The sequence below is a fragment of the Xanthomonas sp. LMG 12459 genome, from assembly GCF_009192905.1.
Lineage (GTDB): Bacteria > Pseudomonadota > Gammaproteobacteria > Xanthomonadales > Xanthomonadaceae > Xanthomonas_A > Xanthomonas_A sontii.
Genome location: NZ_NSGT01000004.1, coordinates 172,227 through 187,787, shown reverse-complemented (window position 1 = coordinate 187,787; position 15,561 = coordinate 172,227). Strand labels below are relative to the sequence as shown.

Sequence of the window (15,561 nt, the reverse complement as noted above, 5' to 3'; positions counted from 1 at the left end):
CTGCCGCGCCGCGGGTACGCCGTCAGCTTACAAGGTTTGCTGGCGGCGCTTGGGTGCCGTCCGCATGTCATGCGGTGTCAGTGGATGGCATGCGCTGCCATGGTGCTGATGGCCTGCGCGGGCAGCCTGCGCGCGGAGGACGGCGCAGCGCTGTGGCTGCGTTACCTGCCCTTGCAAGGCGCCGCACGTGCGGATGGCGACACGCGCCTGGACGAGGTGGTGGCGCCGGCGCGGACGCCGACGCAGCGCGTGGCGCGAGACGAGCTGGTGCGTGGACTCACCGGCCTGCTGGGGCGCGCCCCGGCGGCGCGTGCGGCCGCAAGCGGCGATCATGCGGTGATGCTGGGCACGCCGCAGTCGTCGCCAGCGCTCGCGCCGTTCCGCGAGGAGATCGCGTCGCTGGGCGAGGAGGGTTACCTGCTCAAGCGTGCCCGTATCGATGGGCACGCGGTGGTGCTGGTGGCGGGACGCCGGGACATCGGCGTGTTGTACGGGGTCTTCCATCTGCTGCGATTGCTGCAGACCGGCTCGTCGCTGGAGGCGCTCACGGTGCATGAGTCGCCACGGATCCAACGGCGCGTGCTCGACCATTGGGACGACCTGGACGGCCATGTCGAGCGCGGCTATGCAGGCCGCTCGCTGTGGGACTGGCAAAGCCTGCCGGAATGGCGCGACCCGCGTTACACCGACTACGCGCGCGCCAACGCCTCGATCGGCATCAACGGCACCGTGCTCAACAACGTCAACGCCAACGCGCAGAGCCTGGCGCCGGTCTATCTCGACAAGGCGGCGGCGCTGGCGGACGTGTTCCGGCCCTACGGCATCCGCGTCTACCTGAGCGCACGCTTCAGCGCCCCCATCGAACTGGGGGGATTGAACACCGCCGATCCGCGCGACCCGGCCGTGCAGCGCTGGTGGCGCGACAAGGCCGACGAGATCTATGCGCGCATTCCGGATTTCGGCGGCTTCCTGGTCAAGGCCAATTCGGAAGGTCAGCCCGGCCCGCAGGACTATGGCCGCTCGCATGCCGACGGCGCCAACCTGCTGGCCGATGCGCTGGCGCCGCACGGCGGCGTGGTGATGTGGCGGGCCTTCGTCTACGCCCACGACGTGCCGGTGGATCGTGCCATGCAGGCCTACACCGAGTTCGTCGGCCTCGACGGCGCCTTCCGCCCGAACGTGATCGTGCAGGTCAAGAACGGGCCCATCGATTTCCAGCCGCGCGAGCCCTTCCATCCGCTGTTCGGCGCCATGCCGCGCACGCCGCTGATGCTGGAGGTGCAGATCACCAAGGAGTATCTGGGCTTCGCCACGCACCTGGTGTACCTGGGGCCGCTGTACGAGGACGTGCTGCAATCCGACACCCATGCCCGCGGCGCGGGATCCACGGTGGCGGACGTGGTGGATGGCACATTGGAAGGCCACGCCCTGACCGGCATCGCCGGCGTCGCCAACATCGGCAACGACCGCACCTGGAGCGGCTCGCACTTCGACCAGGCCAACTGGTACGCCTTCGGTCGCCTGGCCTGGAATCCGCACCAATCCGCCCGCGCCATCGCCGAGGAGTGGACGGCGATGACGTTTTCGCCGGCACCGCAGGTGGTGCAGCCGATCGTCGGGATGATGATGAGCTCGCGCGAGGCCGCGGTGAACTACATGACCCCATTGGGCCTGCACCACCTGATGGCGCGCGGCCACCACTACGGCCCCGGCCCCTGGGTGGACGGCGGCCCGCGCGCGGACTGGACCGCGGTGTACTACCACCGCGCCGACCGCAATGGCATCGGCTTCGACCGCACTACGCATGGCAGCAATGCGGTGAGCCAGTACGCGCCGGACGTGGCGGCCGTGTATGGCGACACGACGCGGGTGCCCGAGTCGCTGCTGCTGTGGTTCCACCACGTGCCGTGGGACCACCGCATGGCCTCCGGACGACCGTTGTGGGACGAACTGGTCGGCCGCTATGCGCTGGGCGTGCGCCAGGTGCAGACCATGCAGGCCACCTGGGACGGCCTGCGCGGCAAGGTGGATGCCGAGCGGCACGCGCAGGTGGCGGCGTTCCTGCGCATCCAGCTGCGCGAGGCGCAGTGGTGGCGCGATGCCAGCGTGGCGTACTTCCAGTCGGTCAGCGGACGGCCGTTGCCTGCAGGCGAAGCGCCGCCGCCGCACCCGTTGGCCTGGTACCAGGCACTGCAGTTCCCTTCCGCACCCGGAGATGGACGATGAAGCCGACCATGTGGACGGGCTGGCTGCTGGCGGCGGCCTTGGGGTGCAGCGCCACGCCCGGCATGGCGCAGGACGCGGCGCCGCCGCTGTTGCATGCGCTGTTTCAGGATCACGCCGTGCTGCAGCGCGACCGGCCGATGCCGGTGTGGGGGAACGCCGCGCCGGGTGCCACGGTGTCGGTGACCTTCGCCCGCCAGTCGGTCAGCGCACGTGCCGATGCCGGCGGCCGCTGGCATGCCACGTTCAAGCCGGTCGCCGCGGGCGGTCCTTACGACATGACGGTGCGCGCGGGACAGGCGCGCCAGGTCGTGCGCGATGTGCTGGTGGGCGATGTGTGGCTGTGTTCCGGGCAGTCGAACATGGAGCTGCCGGTGTGGCGCGCGCTGGATGCGAGCCGCGAACTGGCCGCGGCCGCCGAGCCCAGCATCCGTCTGTTCACCGTGCCCAAGGCCGCGGCGGTCGCGCCGCAGGATGCGTTCCCTGCTGCGGTCGCGTGGCGACCCGTGGCGCCGGACACGGTGCGGGAGTTTTCGGCCGCGTGCTTCTACTTCGCGCGGGAGTTGCAGAAGACGGTCAAGGTGCCGATGGGGCTGATCCAGTCGGCCTGGGGCGGTGCGCGGATCGAGGCCTGGACCAGCGCCGAGGCGCTGCGTGCGCAGGGCGGCATGGACGAGGCGCTGGACGTGCTGGCGCTGTCTGCCACCGATCCCATCGCGGCGAGCGCACGCTGGGGTCGGCACTGGCAGCAGTGGTGGACCACGCGCGCCGGTGCCAAGCCGGCCGATACGCCGTGGCAGCCCGGCACTGGCGGCACCGGATGGCAGGACGCGCCAGAGGCGCTCGGCGCATGGGAGCGCTGGGGCGTGCCTGCGCTCGCCGACTACAACGGCATGGTCTGGTACCGCACCCAGGTCACCCTGAGCGCCGCGCAAGCGGCGCAGGGCGCACGGCTGGTACTGGGGCCGGTCGACGAAACCGACATGACCTGGGTCAACGGCGTGGCCGTGGGCAGCCAGAACGCGCCGAGCGATTCACGCCGGTATGCGCTTGCGCCCGGCCTGTTGAAGGCCGGCACCAACACGGTGGTCGTCAACGTGCTGGATACCTACGGCGAGGGCGGACTGGCAGGCCCCGCCAGTGCGCATGCCGTCGAATTGGCCGATGGCACGCGCATCGTCCTGGATCGGCATTGGCAGTATCGGGTCGCGCCCGATCCGCAGTCCCCGCCGCTGGCGCCATGGCATGCGGCCTCCGGCATGTCGACGCTGTACAACGGCATGATCGCGCCGCTGGGGCGTTACGGGCTGCGCGGCATGCTGTGGTACCAGGGCGAATCCAACACCGGCGACGGCGCGGCCTATGCGATGCGGTTGCGCGGCTTGCGCGACGACTGGCGCCGGCAGTTCGGCGCAAAGATGCCGCTGCTGGTGGTGCAGCTCGCCGGCTACGGCCTGCCGCCGCAGGCCCCGGTGGAGAGCGGCTGGGCGCAGGTGCGCGAGGCGCAGCGCCGCGTGGCCGCGGAAGACGCGTACAGCGGCCTCGCGGTGGCCATCGACATCGGCGATGCCTACGACATCCATCCGCCGAACAAGCAGGAACTGGGACGGCGCCTGGCGCGGGCGGCGCGCCACGTGGTCTACGGCGAACGCGCGCTGGCGCCGTCCGGCCCGATCCCCCGCACGGCAACGCGCACGCAGGGCGGAGTGCGCATCGTGTTCGACGACGTCGACGGCAGCCTGGTCACGACCGGGGCAAGCGGCCCCGTCGGCTTCGAACTCTGCGATGCCCAGGCGCAGCGCTGTACCTATGCCGAAGCCGCGCTGGACGGGCGCGCCGTCGTCCTGCGCAGTCCCCAGGCCGTCGCCGCCGCGCGCGTGCGCTACTGCTGGGCCGATGGCCCGATCTGCACGCTGCGCGACCGTTCCGGTGCGCCGGCAGGACCGTTCGAACTCGCACTGTCCGAAGGAGTTCCCTGATGCGCCCGTTGCTCGCCACGGCCGTCCTGCTGTTGTCCGCGGCGCTGCAACCGCTGTGGGCCGCGCCAGCGCCGCCGGTCTATTTCGACTGGTTCGACTACGCCGGGAGCGACGCAGCCCTCGAGGCGCCGTTGCCGGCCGGGCATTACCGCAACCCGATCCTGGCCGGCTTCCACGCCGACCCGAGCATCGTCCGCGCGAACGGGCGGTTCTATCTGGTCAATTCCAGCTTCACCTACTTCCCGGGCATTCCGGTATTCGAAAGTGTCGACCTGGTGCACTGGAAACAGATCGGCAACGTGATCGAGCGGCCGACGCAACTGGATTTCGACGGCCTGAGCGTGTCGCGCGGCATCTTCGCGCCGGCCATCTCCTATCACGACGGGGTGTTCTACGTGGTCACCACTGCCGTGGACAGCGGCGGCAACTTCATCGCCACCGCGCGCGATCCCGCTGGCCCCTGGTCGGATCCGCACTGGCTGCCGGGCATCGGCGGCATCGATCCGTCGCTGTTCTTCGACGCCGACGGCCGCGTCTACCTGCTCAACAACGACGTGCCGCCCGGCGCGCCGCGCTACGACGGCCACCGCGCGATCTGGATGCAGCAACTCGACCTGGCGACCTTCACCCCGGTGGGGCCGCGCAAGGTGCTGATCGACGGCGGCGTCGAGCCGGCAAAGAATCCGATCTGGATCGAGGGGCCGCATCTGTATCGACGCGACGGCTGGTACTACCTCTCCGATGCCGAGGGCGGCACCGGACCGCAGCATTCGCAGGTGGTGCTGCGCAGCCGCGACGTGTGGGGGCCTTACCAGCCGTATGCGGGCAATCCGATCCTCACCCAGCGCGACCTGCCCGACGACCGATCGCTGCCGATCGCCAACGCCGGGCATGCGGATATTGTGGAAGGGCCGGACGGTTCCTGGTGGGCGGTGTTCCTGGCCAGCCGCACCTACGACGTGCGCCACTACAACACCGGGCGCGAGACCTACCTGCTGCCGGTGCAGTGGCGCGACGGCTGGCCGGTAATCCTGCCGGCCGGGCAGGCCATCCCGTATGCGGTCAAGGTGCCGTCGTGGATGCAGGGCGAGGCGTCGCAGGCGCCGTCCACCGGCAACTTCGTCGAGCGCGATGAGTTCGATGCGCCGACGCTTGGCCGCGGCTGGTTGCGCGTGCGTGTGCCCAGGCAGGACTGGGCGGACCTGCGCACGCGTCCGGGCAGCCTGGCCGTGCATCCGTTGCCGGAGAACCTGGACACCTTGCGCAACCCCGCGTTCCTGGGGCGTCGCCAACAGCATTTACGGTTCGAGGCCAGCACCGCAATGACGCGCCCCGAAGCGGGCGTGGCGGCGGGGCTGGCGGCGTTCCAGAACGAGGACTGGTGGTATTTCCTCGGCGTGCGCAGTCTCGGCCGCGATCGCGTGGCGGTGTTCCTCGAAGCGCGCGCGGGCAAAGGCGCGACCAAAACGCTGGCCGGCCGCGAACTGGACGCGTCCACGTCGCTGCGCCTGAAGATCTCGGGTGACGAAGGAGCGTACGCGTTCGCGTTCGACGCCGGCACGGGGCAGGGTTGGCAGACCCTCGCCGACGACGTCGACGGAACCGTGTTGAGTACGGATCGTGCAGGCGGCTTCGTGGGCGCCCTGCTCGGTCCTTTCGCGCGCGACGAGCGCGCCTCCAGGAGCAAACGATGATGACGCGCAGGTCTTCCTTTCGCAGCGGTGTTCGCGGCCGCCTGTTCCGTACGCTGGCGCTGTGCGTCGCTGCCACACTGGCTTGCGCCGGCCACGCCGAAGACGCCAAGCCGTGGCAGGACACCTCGGCCAGCTTCGAAGCCCGCGCGGCGGCGCTGGTCGCGCAGATGACCCTGGAGGAAAAAGCGGCGCAGATGCAGAACGCCGCGCCGGCGATCGAGCGCCTGGGCGTGCCGGCCTACGACTGGTGGAACGAGGCGCTGCACGGTGTGGCGCGAGCGGGGCGGGCCACCGTGTTTCCGCAGGCCATCGGGCTGGCCGCCACCTTCGACGTGCCGTTGATGGGGCAGGTGGCCAGCACCATCAGCGACGAGGCGCGCGCCAAGCACCACCAGTTCCTGCGCGAAGGCGCGCATGGCCGTTACCAGGGGCTGACCTTCTGGTCGCCGAACATCAACATCTTCCGCGACCCGCGCTGGGGCCGCGGCCAGGAAACCTACGGCGAGGATCCCTACCTCACCGCGCGCATGGGCGTGGCCTTCGTGCAGGGGCTGCAGGGCGACGACCCGGTGTACCGCAAGCTCGATGCCACCGCCAAGCATTTCGCCGTGCACAGCGGCCCGGAGGCCGACCGCCACCACTTCGACGCCCGCCCCAGCAAGCGCGACCTCTACGATACCTACCTGCCGGCATTCGAGGCGCTGGTGAAGGAGGGTCAGGTGGACGCGGTGATGGGCGCCTACAATCGCGTGTACGGCGAGTCCGCCAGCGCCAGCCAGTTCCTGCTGCGCGACGTGTTGCGCCGCGACTGGGGCTTCACCGGCTACGTGGTGTCGGATTGCTGGGCCATCGTCGATATCTGGAAGCATCACCACCTCGCGCCCAGCCGCGAGGCCGCCGCGGCGCTCGCGGTCAGGAACGGCACCGAACTGGAGTGCGGCCAGGAGTACGCCACGCTGCCGGCGGCGGTACGCCAGGGGCTGATCGGCGAAGCGGAGATCGACGACGCGGTGACGCGCCTGTTCGCCGCGCGGATGCGACTGGGCATGTTCGACCCGCCCGAGCGCGTGCGCTGGGCGCGGATCCCCGCCTCGGTGAACCAGGCACCCGCGCACGATGCGCTGGCCTTGCAGGCCGCGCAGGAATCGCTGGTGCTGTTGAAGAACGATGGCGTGCTGCCGCTGTCGCGCACGCTCAAGCGCATCGCCGTGGTCGGCCCGACCGCCGACGACACCATGGCCTTGCTCGGCAACTACTTCGGCACGCCGGCGGCGCCGGTGACGATCCTGCAGGGCATCCGCGACGCGGCCAAGGGCATCGACGTGCGCTATGCGCGCGGCGTGGATCTGGTCGAAGGGCGCGACGATCCGAGCGCCACGCCACTGATCGAAGCAGCCTATCTTCGGCCCTCGGCGGACTCGCCGGAACGCGGCCTGCGCGGCGAATACTTCCGCACGCCCGATCTGTCGGGGACGCCGGCGCTGGTGCGCACCGACGCGCAGATCGGCTTCCGCTGGGACCGCGGTTCGCCGACCGACAATCTGCTGGCCCGCGGCGAAGCGGGGCCGGGGCAGGGCATTCCCAACGATCATTTCAGCATCCGCTGGAGCGGTCAGTTGCTGCCGCCGGTCTCGGGCCGCTACCGGATCGAGGCGGCCGCCGACGACGGCTTCCGCCTCTATGTCGACGGCAAGCTGGTGCTGGATCACTGGACCGACAGCGAGCGCATGCGCGCCGACGGCGTGGACCTGGACCTGCAGGCGGGCCGCGCCTACGCGGTGAAGCTGGAGTACTACGACGCCGAGCGCGACGCGAGCGTGCGCCTGGGCTGGCGCATGCCCGGGGCGAAGCCGCCGTTCGACGAGGCGCTCGATGCCGCGCGCAACGCGGACGTGGTGGTGTTCGTCGGCGGGCTGACCGGCGATGTCGAGGGCGAAGAGATGAAGGTGGACTACCCGGGCTTCGCCGGCGGCGACCGTACCGACCTGCGCCTGCCGGCACCGCAGCGCGCTCTGCTGGAAGCGCTGCACGCCACCGGCAAGCCGGTGGTGATGGTGCTGACCGGCGGCTCGGCGCTGGCGGTGGACTGGGCGCAGGCGCATCTGCCAGCGATCCTGATGAGCTGGTATCCGGGGCAGCGCGGCGGCACCGCGGTGGGCCAGGCGCTGTTCGGCGAGGTCAACCCCGCCGGCCGCCTGCCGGTGACGTTTTACCGGGCGGACCAGGCGCTGCCCGCCTTCGACGACTACGCGATGGAAGGCCGCACCTACCGCTATTTCCGCGGCACGCCGCTGTATCCGTTCGGCCACGGCCTGTCGTACACGCGCTTCGACTACGGCAAGCTGCGCGTGGATGCGCCGCGCATCGCCGACGATGGACGCCTCAAGGTGCAGGTGGAGATGGCCAACACCGGCAAGCACGCCGGCGACGAAGTCGCGCAGCTGTACGTGCGGCGGCTGGCGGCCGCGCCGGGCGATGCGCAGCAAACGCTGCGCGGCTTCCAGCGCGTGCACCTCGCCCCGGGCGAACGCCGGACCCTGACGTTCGAGCTGGATGCGCAACAGGCACTGCGCCAGTACGACGAGGCGCGCGGCGCGTATGTCGTGCCGGCGGGACGCTACGAAGTGCGGATCGGCGGCTCCAGCGCCGATGCCCGCGTGCGCGCCGGCTTCACCGTGGAGGCGCGCCGTGACTGAGCCCCGCAGTGCGGAGACCGCCGCGCACACGCTGTCGGTGCGCGAGAAGCTGGGCTACAGCCTGGGCGACCTGGCGGCAAACCTGATCTTCCAGACGCTGATCACCTACCTGGCGTTCTTCTACACCGACGTGTACCGATTGCCGGCCGCCACGGCGGCGACGATCATCTTCGTGATCGGCCTGCTCGGCGCGTTCGTGTTCACCCCGCTGATCGGCATTGCCGCCGACCGCACGGCGACCCGCTGGGGCAAGTTCAGGCCCTGGATCCTGTGGACGGCGATCCCGTTCGGCGTGCTGTCGCTGCTGGCCTTCAGCACGCCGGAGCTGGGCGCGCGCGGCAAGGTCGTCTATGCGTTGACCACCTATGGCCTGCTGATGCTGGTGTACGCGGCCAACAACCTGCCGTACTCGGCGCTCAGCGGCGTGCTCACCGGCAACATGGCTCAGCGCAACAGCCTGTCGGCCTACCGCTTCGTGGCGGTGATGATCGCGCAGTTCATCATCCAGGTGCTGCTGTTGCCGCTGGTGCTGATCCTGGGTGACGGCGACAACGTGCGTGGTTTCGAGCGCCTGATGACGGTGTTCGCGGTGGTGGGCACGCTGTTCTTCCTGATCACCTTCGCCACCACCCGCGAGCGCATCGTCCCGGCCAAGGAACAGTCTGCCGGCGTGCTGCAGGACCTGATCGACCTGCTGCACAACCGGCCGTGGAAGGTGATGCTGGCGCTGACGGTGCTGGTCTTCGTCAACCTGGCGCTGAAGGGCGGCACCTACATCTACTACTTCCAGTATTACCTGAGCGAGGCCGCGCTGGCGGGCTTTCTCGACGCCTCCGGCTTCAACGGTTTCATCGGCGGGGTGAACGCGGTGCTCGGCGGATGGGGCCTGTCCGGCTTCACCTGGCCGCACGATCCGGCGACCTCGGCGTTCAGCCTGTTCAACGCCTGCGGCATCCTGTGCATGATCCTGGGCATCGGCTTCTCGCGGCGCCTGGCCGACCGCTTCGGCAAGCGCGATGCCTTCGGCGGCGCGCTGCTGGTCTCCACTCTGTTCCTGCTGGTGTTCTACGTCCTGCCGCCCACTGCGATCGGCGTGGCCTTCGGCGCCTTCATGCTGCACGGCTTCTGCTACGGCATCACCATTCCCTTGCTGTGGGCAATGATCGCCGACGTCGCCGACTATTCCGAATGGAAGAACCATCGCCGCGCCACCGCGATCATCTTCTCGGCGATGCTGTGCGGGTTGAAGATCGGGCTCAGCATCGGCGGCGCGCTGGTCGCCGGCATCCTCGCGCACCACGGCTACCAGGCGGGCGCGCCGCAGCAGCCGCAGGCCGTGGTGGACGGCATCCGCCTGACCGTGAGCGTCTACAGCGCCATTCCGTTCCTGGTCGCGGTGGCGCTGCTGTGCTTCTACCGGATCGACAAGCGCATGGAACGTCGCATCGAACACGACCTGCAGGCGCGGCGCCAGGGCAGCGACCTCGACCATCTCGCGGCGCACGCCGTCTCGCAACCGCTGGTCACCCACATCTACACGGCCGATCCGTCGGCCCATGTGTTCGAGGGACGCCTGTACATCTATCCGTCGCACGACATCGACAGCGGTGCGCCGTTTGACGACGACGGCGGTCACTTCGGCATGGAGGACTACCACGTGCTGCGTATGGACACGCCCGACGGAGCGGCCACCGACTGCGGCGTCGCCCTGCATGTGCGCGACGTGCCTTGGGCCAGCCGGCAGATGTGGGCGCCGGACGCGGCCAGCCGCGACGGTCGCTATTACCTGTACTTCCCCGCCAAGGACGCGCACGGCCTGTTCCGCATCGGCGCGGCGGTGGCCGATCGTCCGGAAGGCCCGTTCGCCGCCGAACCCGAGCCGATCGCCGGCACCTATTCGATCGACCCGGCCGTGTTCGAGGACGACGACGGCGCGCACTACCTGTGCTTCGGCGGCATCTGGGGCGGGCAGTTGCAGAAATATCGCGACGATCGCTTCGATGCGGCGCACGTCGAGCCTGTCGGCGACGAACCGGCGCTGGGGCCGCGGATCGCCAGGCTCGACCCCGGCATGACGCAGCTGGCGGAGCCCACACGCGAAATCGTCATCCTCGACGAACACGGCCGGCCGCTGCGTGCCGACGACCACGCGCGCCGCTTCTTCGAGGGACCGTGGCTGCACAAGGATCAGGGCCGGTATTACCTGTCGTATTCCACCGGCGATACGCACCTGCTGTGCTATGCCATCGGCGACAGTCCGTATGGCCCGTTCACCTATCGCGGCGTGCTGTTGAAGCCGGTAGTGGGCTGGACCACGCACCACTCCATCTGCGCGTTTCAGGGGCGCTGGTACCTGTTCTACCACGACGCCCTGTTGTCCGGCGGCGTGACCCACCTGCGCTCGGCCAAGTGCACGCCGCTGCACGTCGAGCCGGACGGGAGCATTCGCACGGTCGATCCCTATGGTGGCTGAAAGGCCGTGGTCTAGTGACACTGCGCCGCCTGCGGAGTTGGCGGGCGGCGCATTGGCCTCCTCTAGGCGTCGGCTGCCATGCAGCCAAGGCGAGCGAAGTGCTATGCGTTCCGATGGCGCAATGCGTCGGGACTGAAGTCCCTCCCACCGTGCACTCGATGGGTTCCCCGCGAGCCCCTGTGGGAGCGACTTCGGTCGCGACGAGTGAAGCCATCCAATCACCGATTGCAACAGCAGTCGGGACTGAAGTCCCTCCCACCGTGCACCCGGCACGCTCCCCGGAAGCCCCTGTGGGAGCGACTTCAGGGCACCTCGAACAACCTGCCAGGACCTGGAGCCAGGGGTAGCATCTGTCGCAACGGCACCAGAGCGGCGCCTGATCGTGGTGGTTGGGAGGCTGAGGTGGCCGCTGGGCTACCTCAGCCGATCACGCTGGCACCATGGCCCGCTCCTGTAGCCGTGCCAGCCGCATCACGTTATGGCTGGCGACCTTCAGCCCGATCACCACCTTTGCCCGCGCCAAGCCGATGCAGCGTACGAACTTGCCGCCTTGTTGGGCCAAGCGTGCAAACGGGTGCTCGCCGAACACCCGATCCTTGGCAATTCGACGGTTCCGGCGCTTTGCTGCCTCGCTCAAGGGCTTGCGCGCATGCCCTTGATGTTGGATCGCGGGGCGGTAACCACGCCTTTTCAGGTCTGCTTCCCGCGCTGCATCGGCATACCCGCTATCGGCCCATACCGTGCGGCCCGGGTCCAGCACCTGCTCGAAGTGACGGCTGTCGTGCACGTTGGCCGCGCTCACGTCGTAGCGGCGGATGAAGCCCCAGCGACGGTCCGTGCTGGCGTGCAGCTTGTAGCCGTAGAACGCCACCCCATGCTTCCTGGTCCAACGTGCCTGCATATCCTTCTGCGCACGTTTGGCATCGCTCCAGTCCTGGCCGACGTCATCGCCCTGCTTGATCTGCGCGTTCTCTTCGCGCGTGTTGCGCTGGATCGGAGCGCTGACGATGCTGGCGTCGATGATCTGACCGCCGCGGGCAATGAACCCGGCACGTTGCAATTGCTCACCGATCGCCGCGCTGATGTCGCCCATCAGATCCTTGGTCTTGAGCCGTTCGCGCCACACCCAGATCGTCTTGGCGTCGGGCACCTTGCCGCTGTGTTCCAGTCCGAGGAATTGCTGGAAGCTGCGCCGATCCAGCACCTGGTACTCCAGCGCATCGTCGGAGAGATTGTACAACTGCTGCAACAGCAGCAGCTTGATCATCACCTGCGTCGGCCAAGCCGGACGGCCACCGCGCTTGCCAGTACCCAAGCACAGCTTCGCGTCTACGGCGTGAGCAATCCCGGCAAAGTCGATATGCCGTGACAGCAGAGCCAGAGGATCGCCGATCTGCTGCCGCTTGGCTTCGCGTTCGTGGCCGGCAAACAGGCTGATCATCGTGGCGTCCTCGGCGTGTTCTCCAAACCAATGATGCCAAAGGCGGGGTTTTTAGAGGTGCCCTTCAGTCGCGACCAGTGAAGCCATCCAATAACCGATTGCGACAGCAGTCGGGACTGAAGTCCCTCCCACCGTGCACTCGATGGGTTCCCCGCAAGCCCCTGTGGGAGCGACTTCAGTCGCGACGAGTGAAGCCATCCAATGACCGATTGCGACAGCAGTCGGGAATGAAGTCCCTCCCAGAATTGCGATAGCCAGCCATGCGCGGCGCCATTAGACCGACCGCGGCAACAGCTCCAACCCCTGGATCTCGCGAATCCCCAGTCCCGGCGCATCGCCGATGCGGATCTGCGCCTCGTCGAACTGCACCCCGCCCACCACCGGCTCGAACGCCCCCAGCGACGGTCCATCCAAATCCACCTTGGTGATGACGTCCGCGCGCGCCACCGCCAGGTGCGCCGCCGCGGCCACACCGATGCTCGATTCGAGCATGCAGCCGATCATGCATGGCACCCCATACACCGCGGCAATGTCGGCGATGCGCAGCGCGTTGGACAGGCCGCCGGCCTTGACCAGCTTGATGTTGACGATGTCCGCCGCGCGCCGCTGCAGCAGCGCGATCGCCTGCGCCGGCGAGAACACGCTCTCATCAGCCATCACCGGAGTCTGCACGCGCTCGGTCACGTACTGCAGGCCGTCCACGTCGCCGGCCTTGACCGGCTGCTCCAGCAGTTCCAGCGTCACCCCGGCGCGCTCCAGCGCGTGCATCGCCTGCACCGCCTGCTTCGGCGTCCAGCCCTGGTTGGCGTCCAGCCGCAGTTGCGCGCGATCACCGACCGCGGCATGGATCGCCTTGACCCGTGCGATGTCCTCGGCCAGATCGGTGCCGATCTTGATCTTCAGCGCCACGAAGCCGCGCGCCAGCGCCGACAGCGCGTCGGCCACCATCGTGTCCACGGCATTCACGCTGATGGTCAGGTCGGTGGTCAGGTGCGGCGTGCCGCCGCCGAGCAGGCGGTACAGCGGTGCGCCGTGCTGCTGCGCCCACAGGTCGTGCACGGCGATCTCCAGCGCCGCCTTGGCGCTGCTGTTGTGTTCCAGCGCGCCCTGGATCAGGCCGCGCAGGCGCTGCAGGTCGGCGATGTCCTCGCCGATCAGGCGCGGTGCCAGGCAGCTCTCGATCGCCGCGATGATCGCTCCATGGGTGTCGCCGGTGATCGGCGGCGTGGCCGGGGCGCTGCCATGCCCGATCCGGCCATCGTCGGTGTGGACCATGACCACCACGTCCTCGATCGCCTGCACGGTGCGCAGCGCGGTCTTGAACGGGGTCTTCAGCGGCACGCGCAGCATGCCCAGGCGGATCTCGGTGATCTTCATTCGGCGGTCGGCGCGTGCAGGCGCTGGATGCGGGTGATGCGGTCGATGAACGGCGTGCCGTCGCCGAGCAGCAGCGGTTCCAGCGGCGTCACCGACACGCCGTTGAGGCGCACGCGCTGCAGCTGGCCGGCGGCGTTGCGGTAGCTGGCGCCGGCCACGTCGTGGATTACCCAGGTCTGGCCGTCTTCGTGGCCGATCACCAGCATCACGTGGCCGGGGATATAGACCAGGTCGCCGACGCGCAGTTGCGCCAATGCCTGCCGCCGCTGCGGCAGCGGGTCGCTGGCGGTGTAGGGTACGGACGCAAGCCCCGGGCTGCGCGCCTGGTCGCCGGTGTTGCGCGGCAGCTCGATGCCGAGGCTGCGGTGCAGGTCGACCACGAAGCCGCTGCAATCGCGCGCGTCGTAACTGTTGCCCCAGCCGTAGCGCTCGCCGAGAAACTTGAACGCCTGCTGCAGCAGCATCTGCGGCGTGGGCGGCAGCGGCGCCTCGGCGACGTCGGCGCTGCGCGGCACCAGGGCGGGCGCCAGTTGCAGGCGTCCGTCACGGTCGCGCAGCGGCAGCTGCACCACGTAGGCGGCCAGCGGCGACTGGCCGTTGACCACGTTCTGCGGCGGCCAGTCGCGCAGCAACGGCAGCGCGCTGCCCATGTCCAGGGCCACCTGCGAGGCGGCCGGCAGGTCCGGGGTGAACACGGTGGCCACGCGCGCACCGGTGACCAGTAGCCGCGGCGTGCGCTGCGCGTACGCCAGCACGCTGGCGCGGTCGCTCTCGGCCACGCGGTCGCGGGCGATCCAGGCAGCGTAGTTGTTCGCCAGCACGAACAGCCACTGGCCATCGGCACTGGCGTGCAGGATCGCCACTGCAGTGCCCGGATACAGCGCCGATTCCTGGAAGCGGTCGATGTCGCGATCGGCGCGGTCGCTGAACACGCGCTCGGCGGTCGGGAAGCGCCGCAGGTCGGCGCGTTGCACCACCAGCGCGTAACGCGGCTGCACCTGCGCCGGCAGCGCGTCCAGCGCCAGCGCGCGCTGCAGCGCCTGCAATCGCGCGGCGTCCAGTACGCCGCCCTGGCTGTCGTAGAGCGTGCGCGTCGGTGGCGCCGACAGCGCCAGGATCTGCGCGCGCACCTGCGCGGCGGGCAGTTGCGTCGGCAGCGCCGTCAGGTCGTGCATCGACGTGTCGTCGCGCAGCAGCCGGGCGTTGAACGCGGCGCGCTGCGTCGCCTCCAGCAGCGGCGGCGACGCCGCCGGCAGCCGCGCGATCCAGTGTTCGGCCTGCAACTGCGCCGGTTGTGCCTGCAGCGGCATGGCCTCGGTGGCGCGTGCCGTGGCGATGGCGCCGCTCGCCGCCGCGGCGAGCAACAGGCACAGGCCGCGCATCGTGATCATGGGAACCCACTGTCTGGAAAGAAGGTTGGCGTGTGCTACACGCCGACGCCAGGATCTTCGATTCCCGGTTTTTTCCTGTCAAGGCGCTGCGTTGACAGGTTTTGCGAGCGCGTGTTACACCCGGCTGCACAGGGGGCGCGTGGCGATGGCGCTGGGGAACGTGCAGGCACCGCACGGCAGCGCCGCGTCCGCTCGGCAAGATGCAGGAACCCGCAACACGATGGCCGCGTGCCGCGCACGGGTCATCGCCGTGTGCGTGGACGCCAGGGACAGGCGCTCGGCCGTGG

General features: G+C 69.3%; 8 protein-coding genes and 1 pseudogene. 6 read left to right on the top strand and 3 right to left on the bottom strand.

The annotated features are described in order from the left end of the window. Nucleotides 1–84: 84 nt before the first annotated feature. From CEK65_RS01650 to CEK65_RS21100, 6 genes and pseudogenes are all read left to right on the top strand, one after another. The gene (locus CEK65_RS01650; RefSeq protein WP_152180560.1) at nucleotides 85–2,226 is read left to right on the top strand and encodes an alpha-glucuronidase family glycosyl hydrolase; all 2,142 of its coding nucleotides are present in this window, start codon (nucleotides 85–87) and stop codon (nucleotides 2,224–2,226) included. After that, nucleotides 2,223–4,202, top strand: a complete 1,980-nt coding sequence (locus tag CEK65_RS01645) for a sialate O-acetylesterase (protein ID WP_152180559.1) — start codon at nucleotides 2,223–2,225, stop codon at nucleotides 4,200–4,202. Before CEK65_RS01650 ends, CEK65_RS01645 begins: the two co-directional genes overlap by 4 nt. Further along, on the top strand, nucleotides 4,202–5,896 hold the full coding sequence (locus CEK65_RS01640) for a glycoside hydrolase family 43 protein (RefSeq protein WP_152180558.1): 1,695 nt from the start codon (nucleotides 4,202–4,204) through the stop codon (nucleotides 5,894–5,896). The genes CEK65_RS01645 and CEK65_RS01640 overlap by 1 nt, the downstream gene beginning before the upstream one ends. 77 nt (nucleotides 5,897–5,973) lie before the next feature. Next, nucleotides 5,974–8,592, top strand: a complete 2,619-nt coding sequence (locus tag CEK65_RS01635) for a glycoside hydrolase family 3 protein (RefSeq protein WP_193314663.1) — start codon at nucleotides 5,974–5,976, stop codon at nucleotides 8,590–8,592. Beyond that, nucleotides 8,585–10,075, top strand: a pseudogene (locus CEK65_RS21105) (MFS transporter); the annotation flags it as partial. The gene CEK65_RS01635 and the pseudogene CEK65_RS21105, both read left to right, overlap by 8 nt. Further along, nucleotides 10,049–11,065 (top strand): glycoside hydrolase family 43 protein, encoded by a 1,017-nt coding sequence (locus tag CEK65_RS21100; RefSeq protein WP_319019775.1) that lies wholly within the window; start codon nucleotides 10,049–10,051, stop codon nucleotides 11,063–11,065. The pseudogene CEK65_RS21105 and the gene CEK65_RS21100, both read left to right, overlap by 27 nt. A 427-nt stretch (nucleotides 11,066–11,492) precedes the next feature. Here the strand turns inward: CEK65_RS21100 and CEK65_RS01625 are convergent, their stop codons facing one another. From CEK65_RS01625 to CEK65_RS01615, 3 genes are all read right to left on the bottom strand, one after another. Then, nucleotides 11,493–12,506, bottom strand: a complete 1,014-nt coding sequence (locus tag CEK65_RS01625) for an IS5 family transposase (protein WP_152180556.1) — start codon at nucleotides 12,504–12,506, stop codon at nucleotides 11,493–11,495. A gap of 273 nt (nucleotides 12,507–12,779) precedes the next feature. Next, the gene (locus CEK65_RS01620; protein ID WP_152180555.1) at nucleotides 12,780–13,883 is read right to left on the bottom strand and encodes a dipeptide epimerase; all 1,104 of its coding nucleotides are present in this window, start codon (nucleotides 13,881–13,883) and stop codon (nucleotides 12,780–12,782) included. Next, nucleotides 13,880–15,274 carry an SH3 domain-containing protein gene (locus CEK65_RS01615; protein ID WP_152180554.1) on the bottom strand — a complete coding sequence of 465 codons (1,395 nt, stop codon included), beginning with the start codon at nucleotides 15,272–15,274 and terminating at the stop codon, nucleotides 13,880–13,882. Before CEK65_RS01615 ends, CEK65_RS01620 begins: the two co-directional genes overlap by 4 nt. Between the last annotated feature and the right edge of the window lie 287 nt (nucleotides 15,275–15,561).

Bases quoted from the DNA above. Each gene is read 5' to 3' on its own strand.
- CEK65_RS01650 (WP_152180560.1), top strand. From the start codon at position 85: ATGGCATGCGCTGCCATGGTGCTGATGGCCTGCGCGGGCAGCCTGCGC.
- CEK65_RS01645 (WP_152180559.1), top strand. From the start codon at position 2,223: ATGAAGCCGACCATGTGGACGGGCTGGCTGCTGGCGGCGGCCTTGGGG.
- CEK65_RS01640 (WP_152180558.1), top strand. From the start codon at position 4,202: ATGCGCCCGTTGCTCGCCACGGCCGTCCTGCTGTTGTCCGCGGCGCTG.
- CEK65_RS01625 (WP_152180556.1), bottom strand. From the start codon at position 12,506: ATGATCAGCCTGTTTGCCGGCCACGAACGCGAAGCCAAGCGGCAGCAG.
- CEK65_RS01620 (WP_152180555.1), bottom strand. From the start codon at position 13,883: ATGAAGATCACCGAGATCCGCCTGGGCATGCTGCGCGTGCCGCTGAAG.
- CEK65_RS01615 (WP_152180554.1), bottom strand. From the start codon at position 15,274: ATGATCACGATGCGCGGCCTGTGCCTGTTGCTCGCCGCGGCGGCGAGC.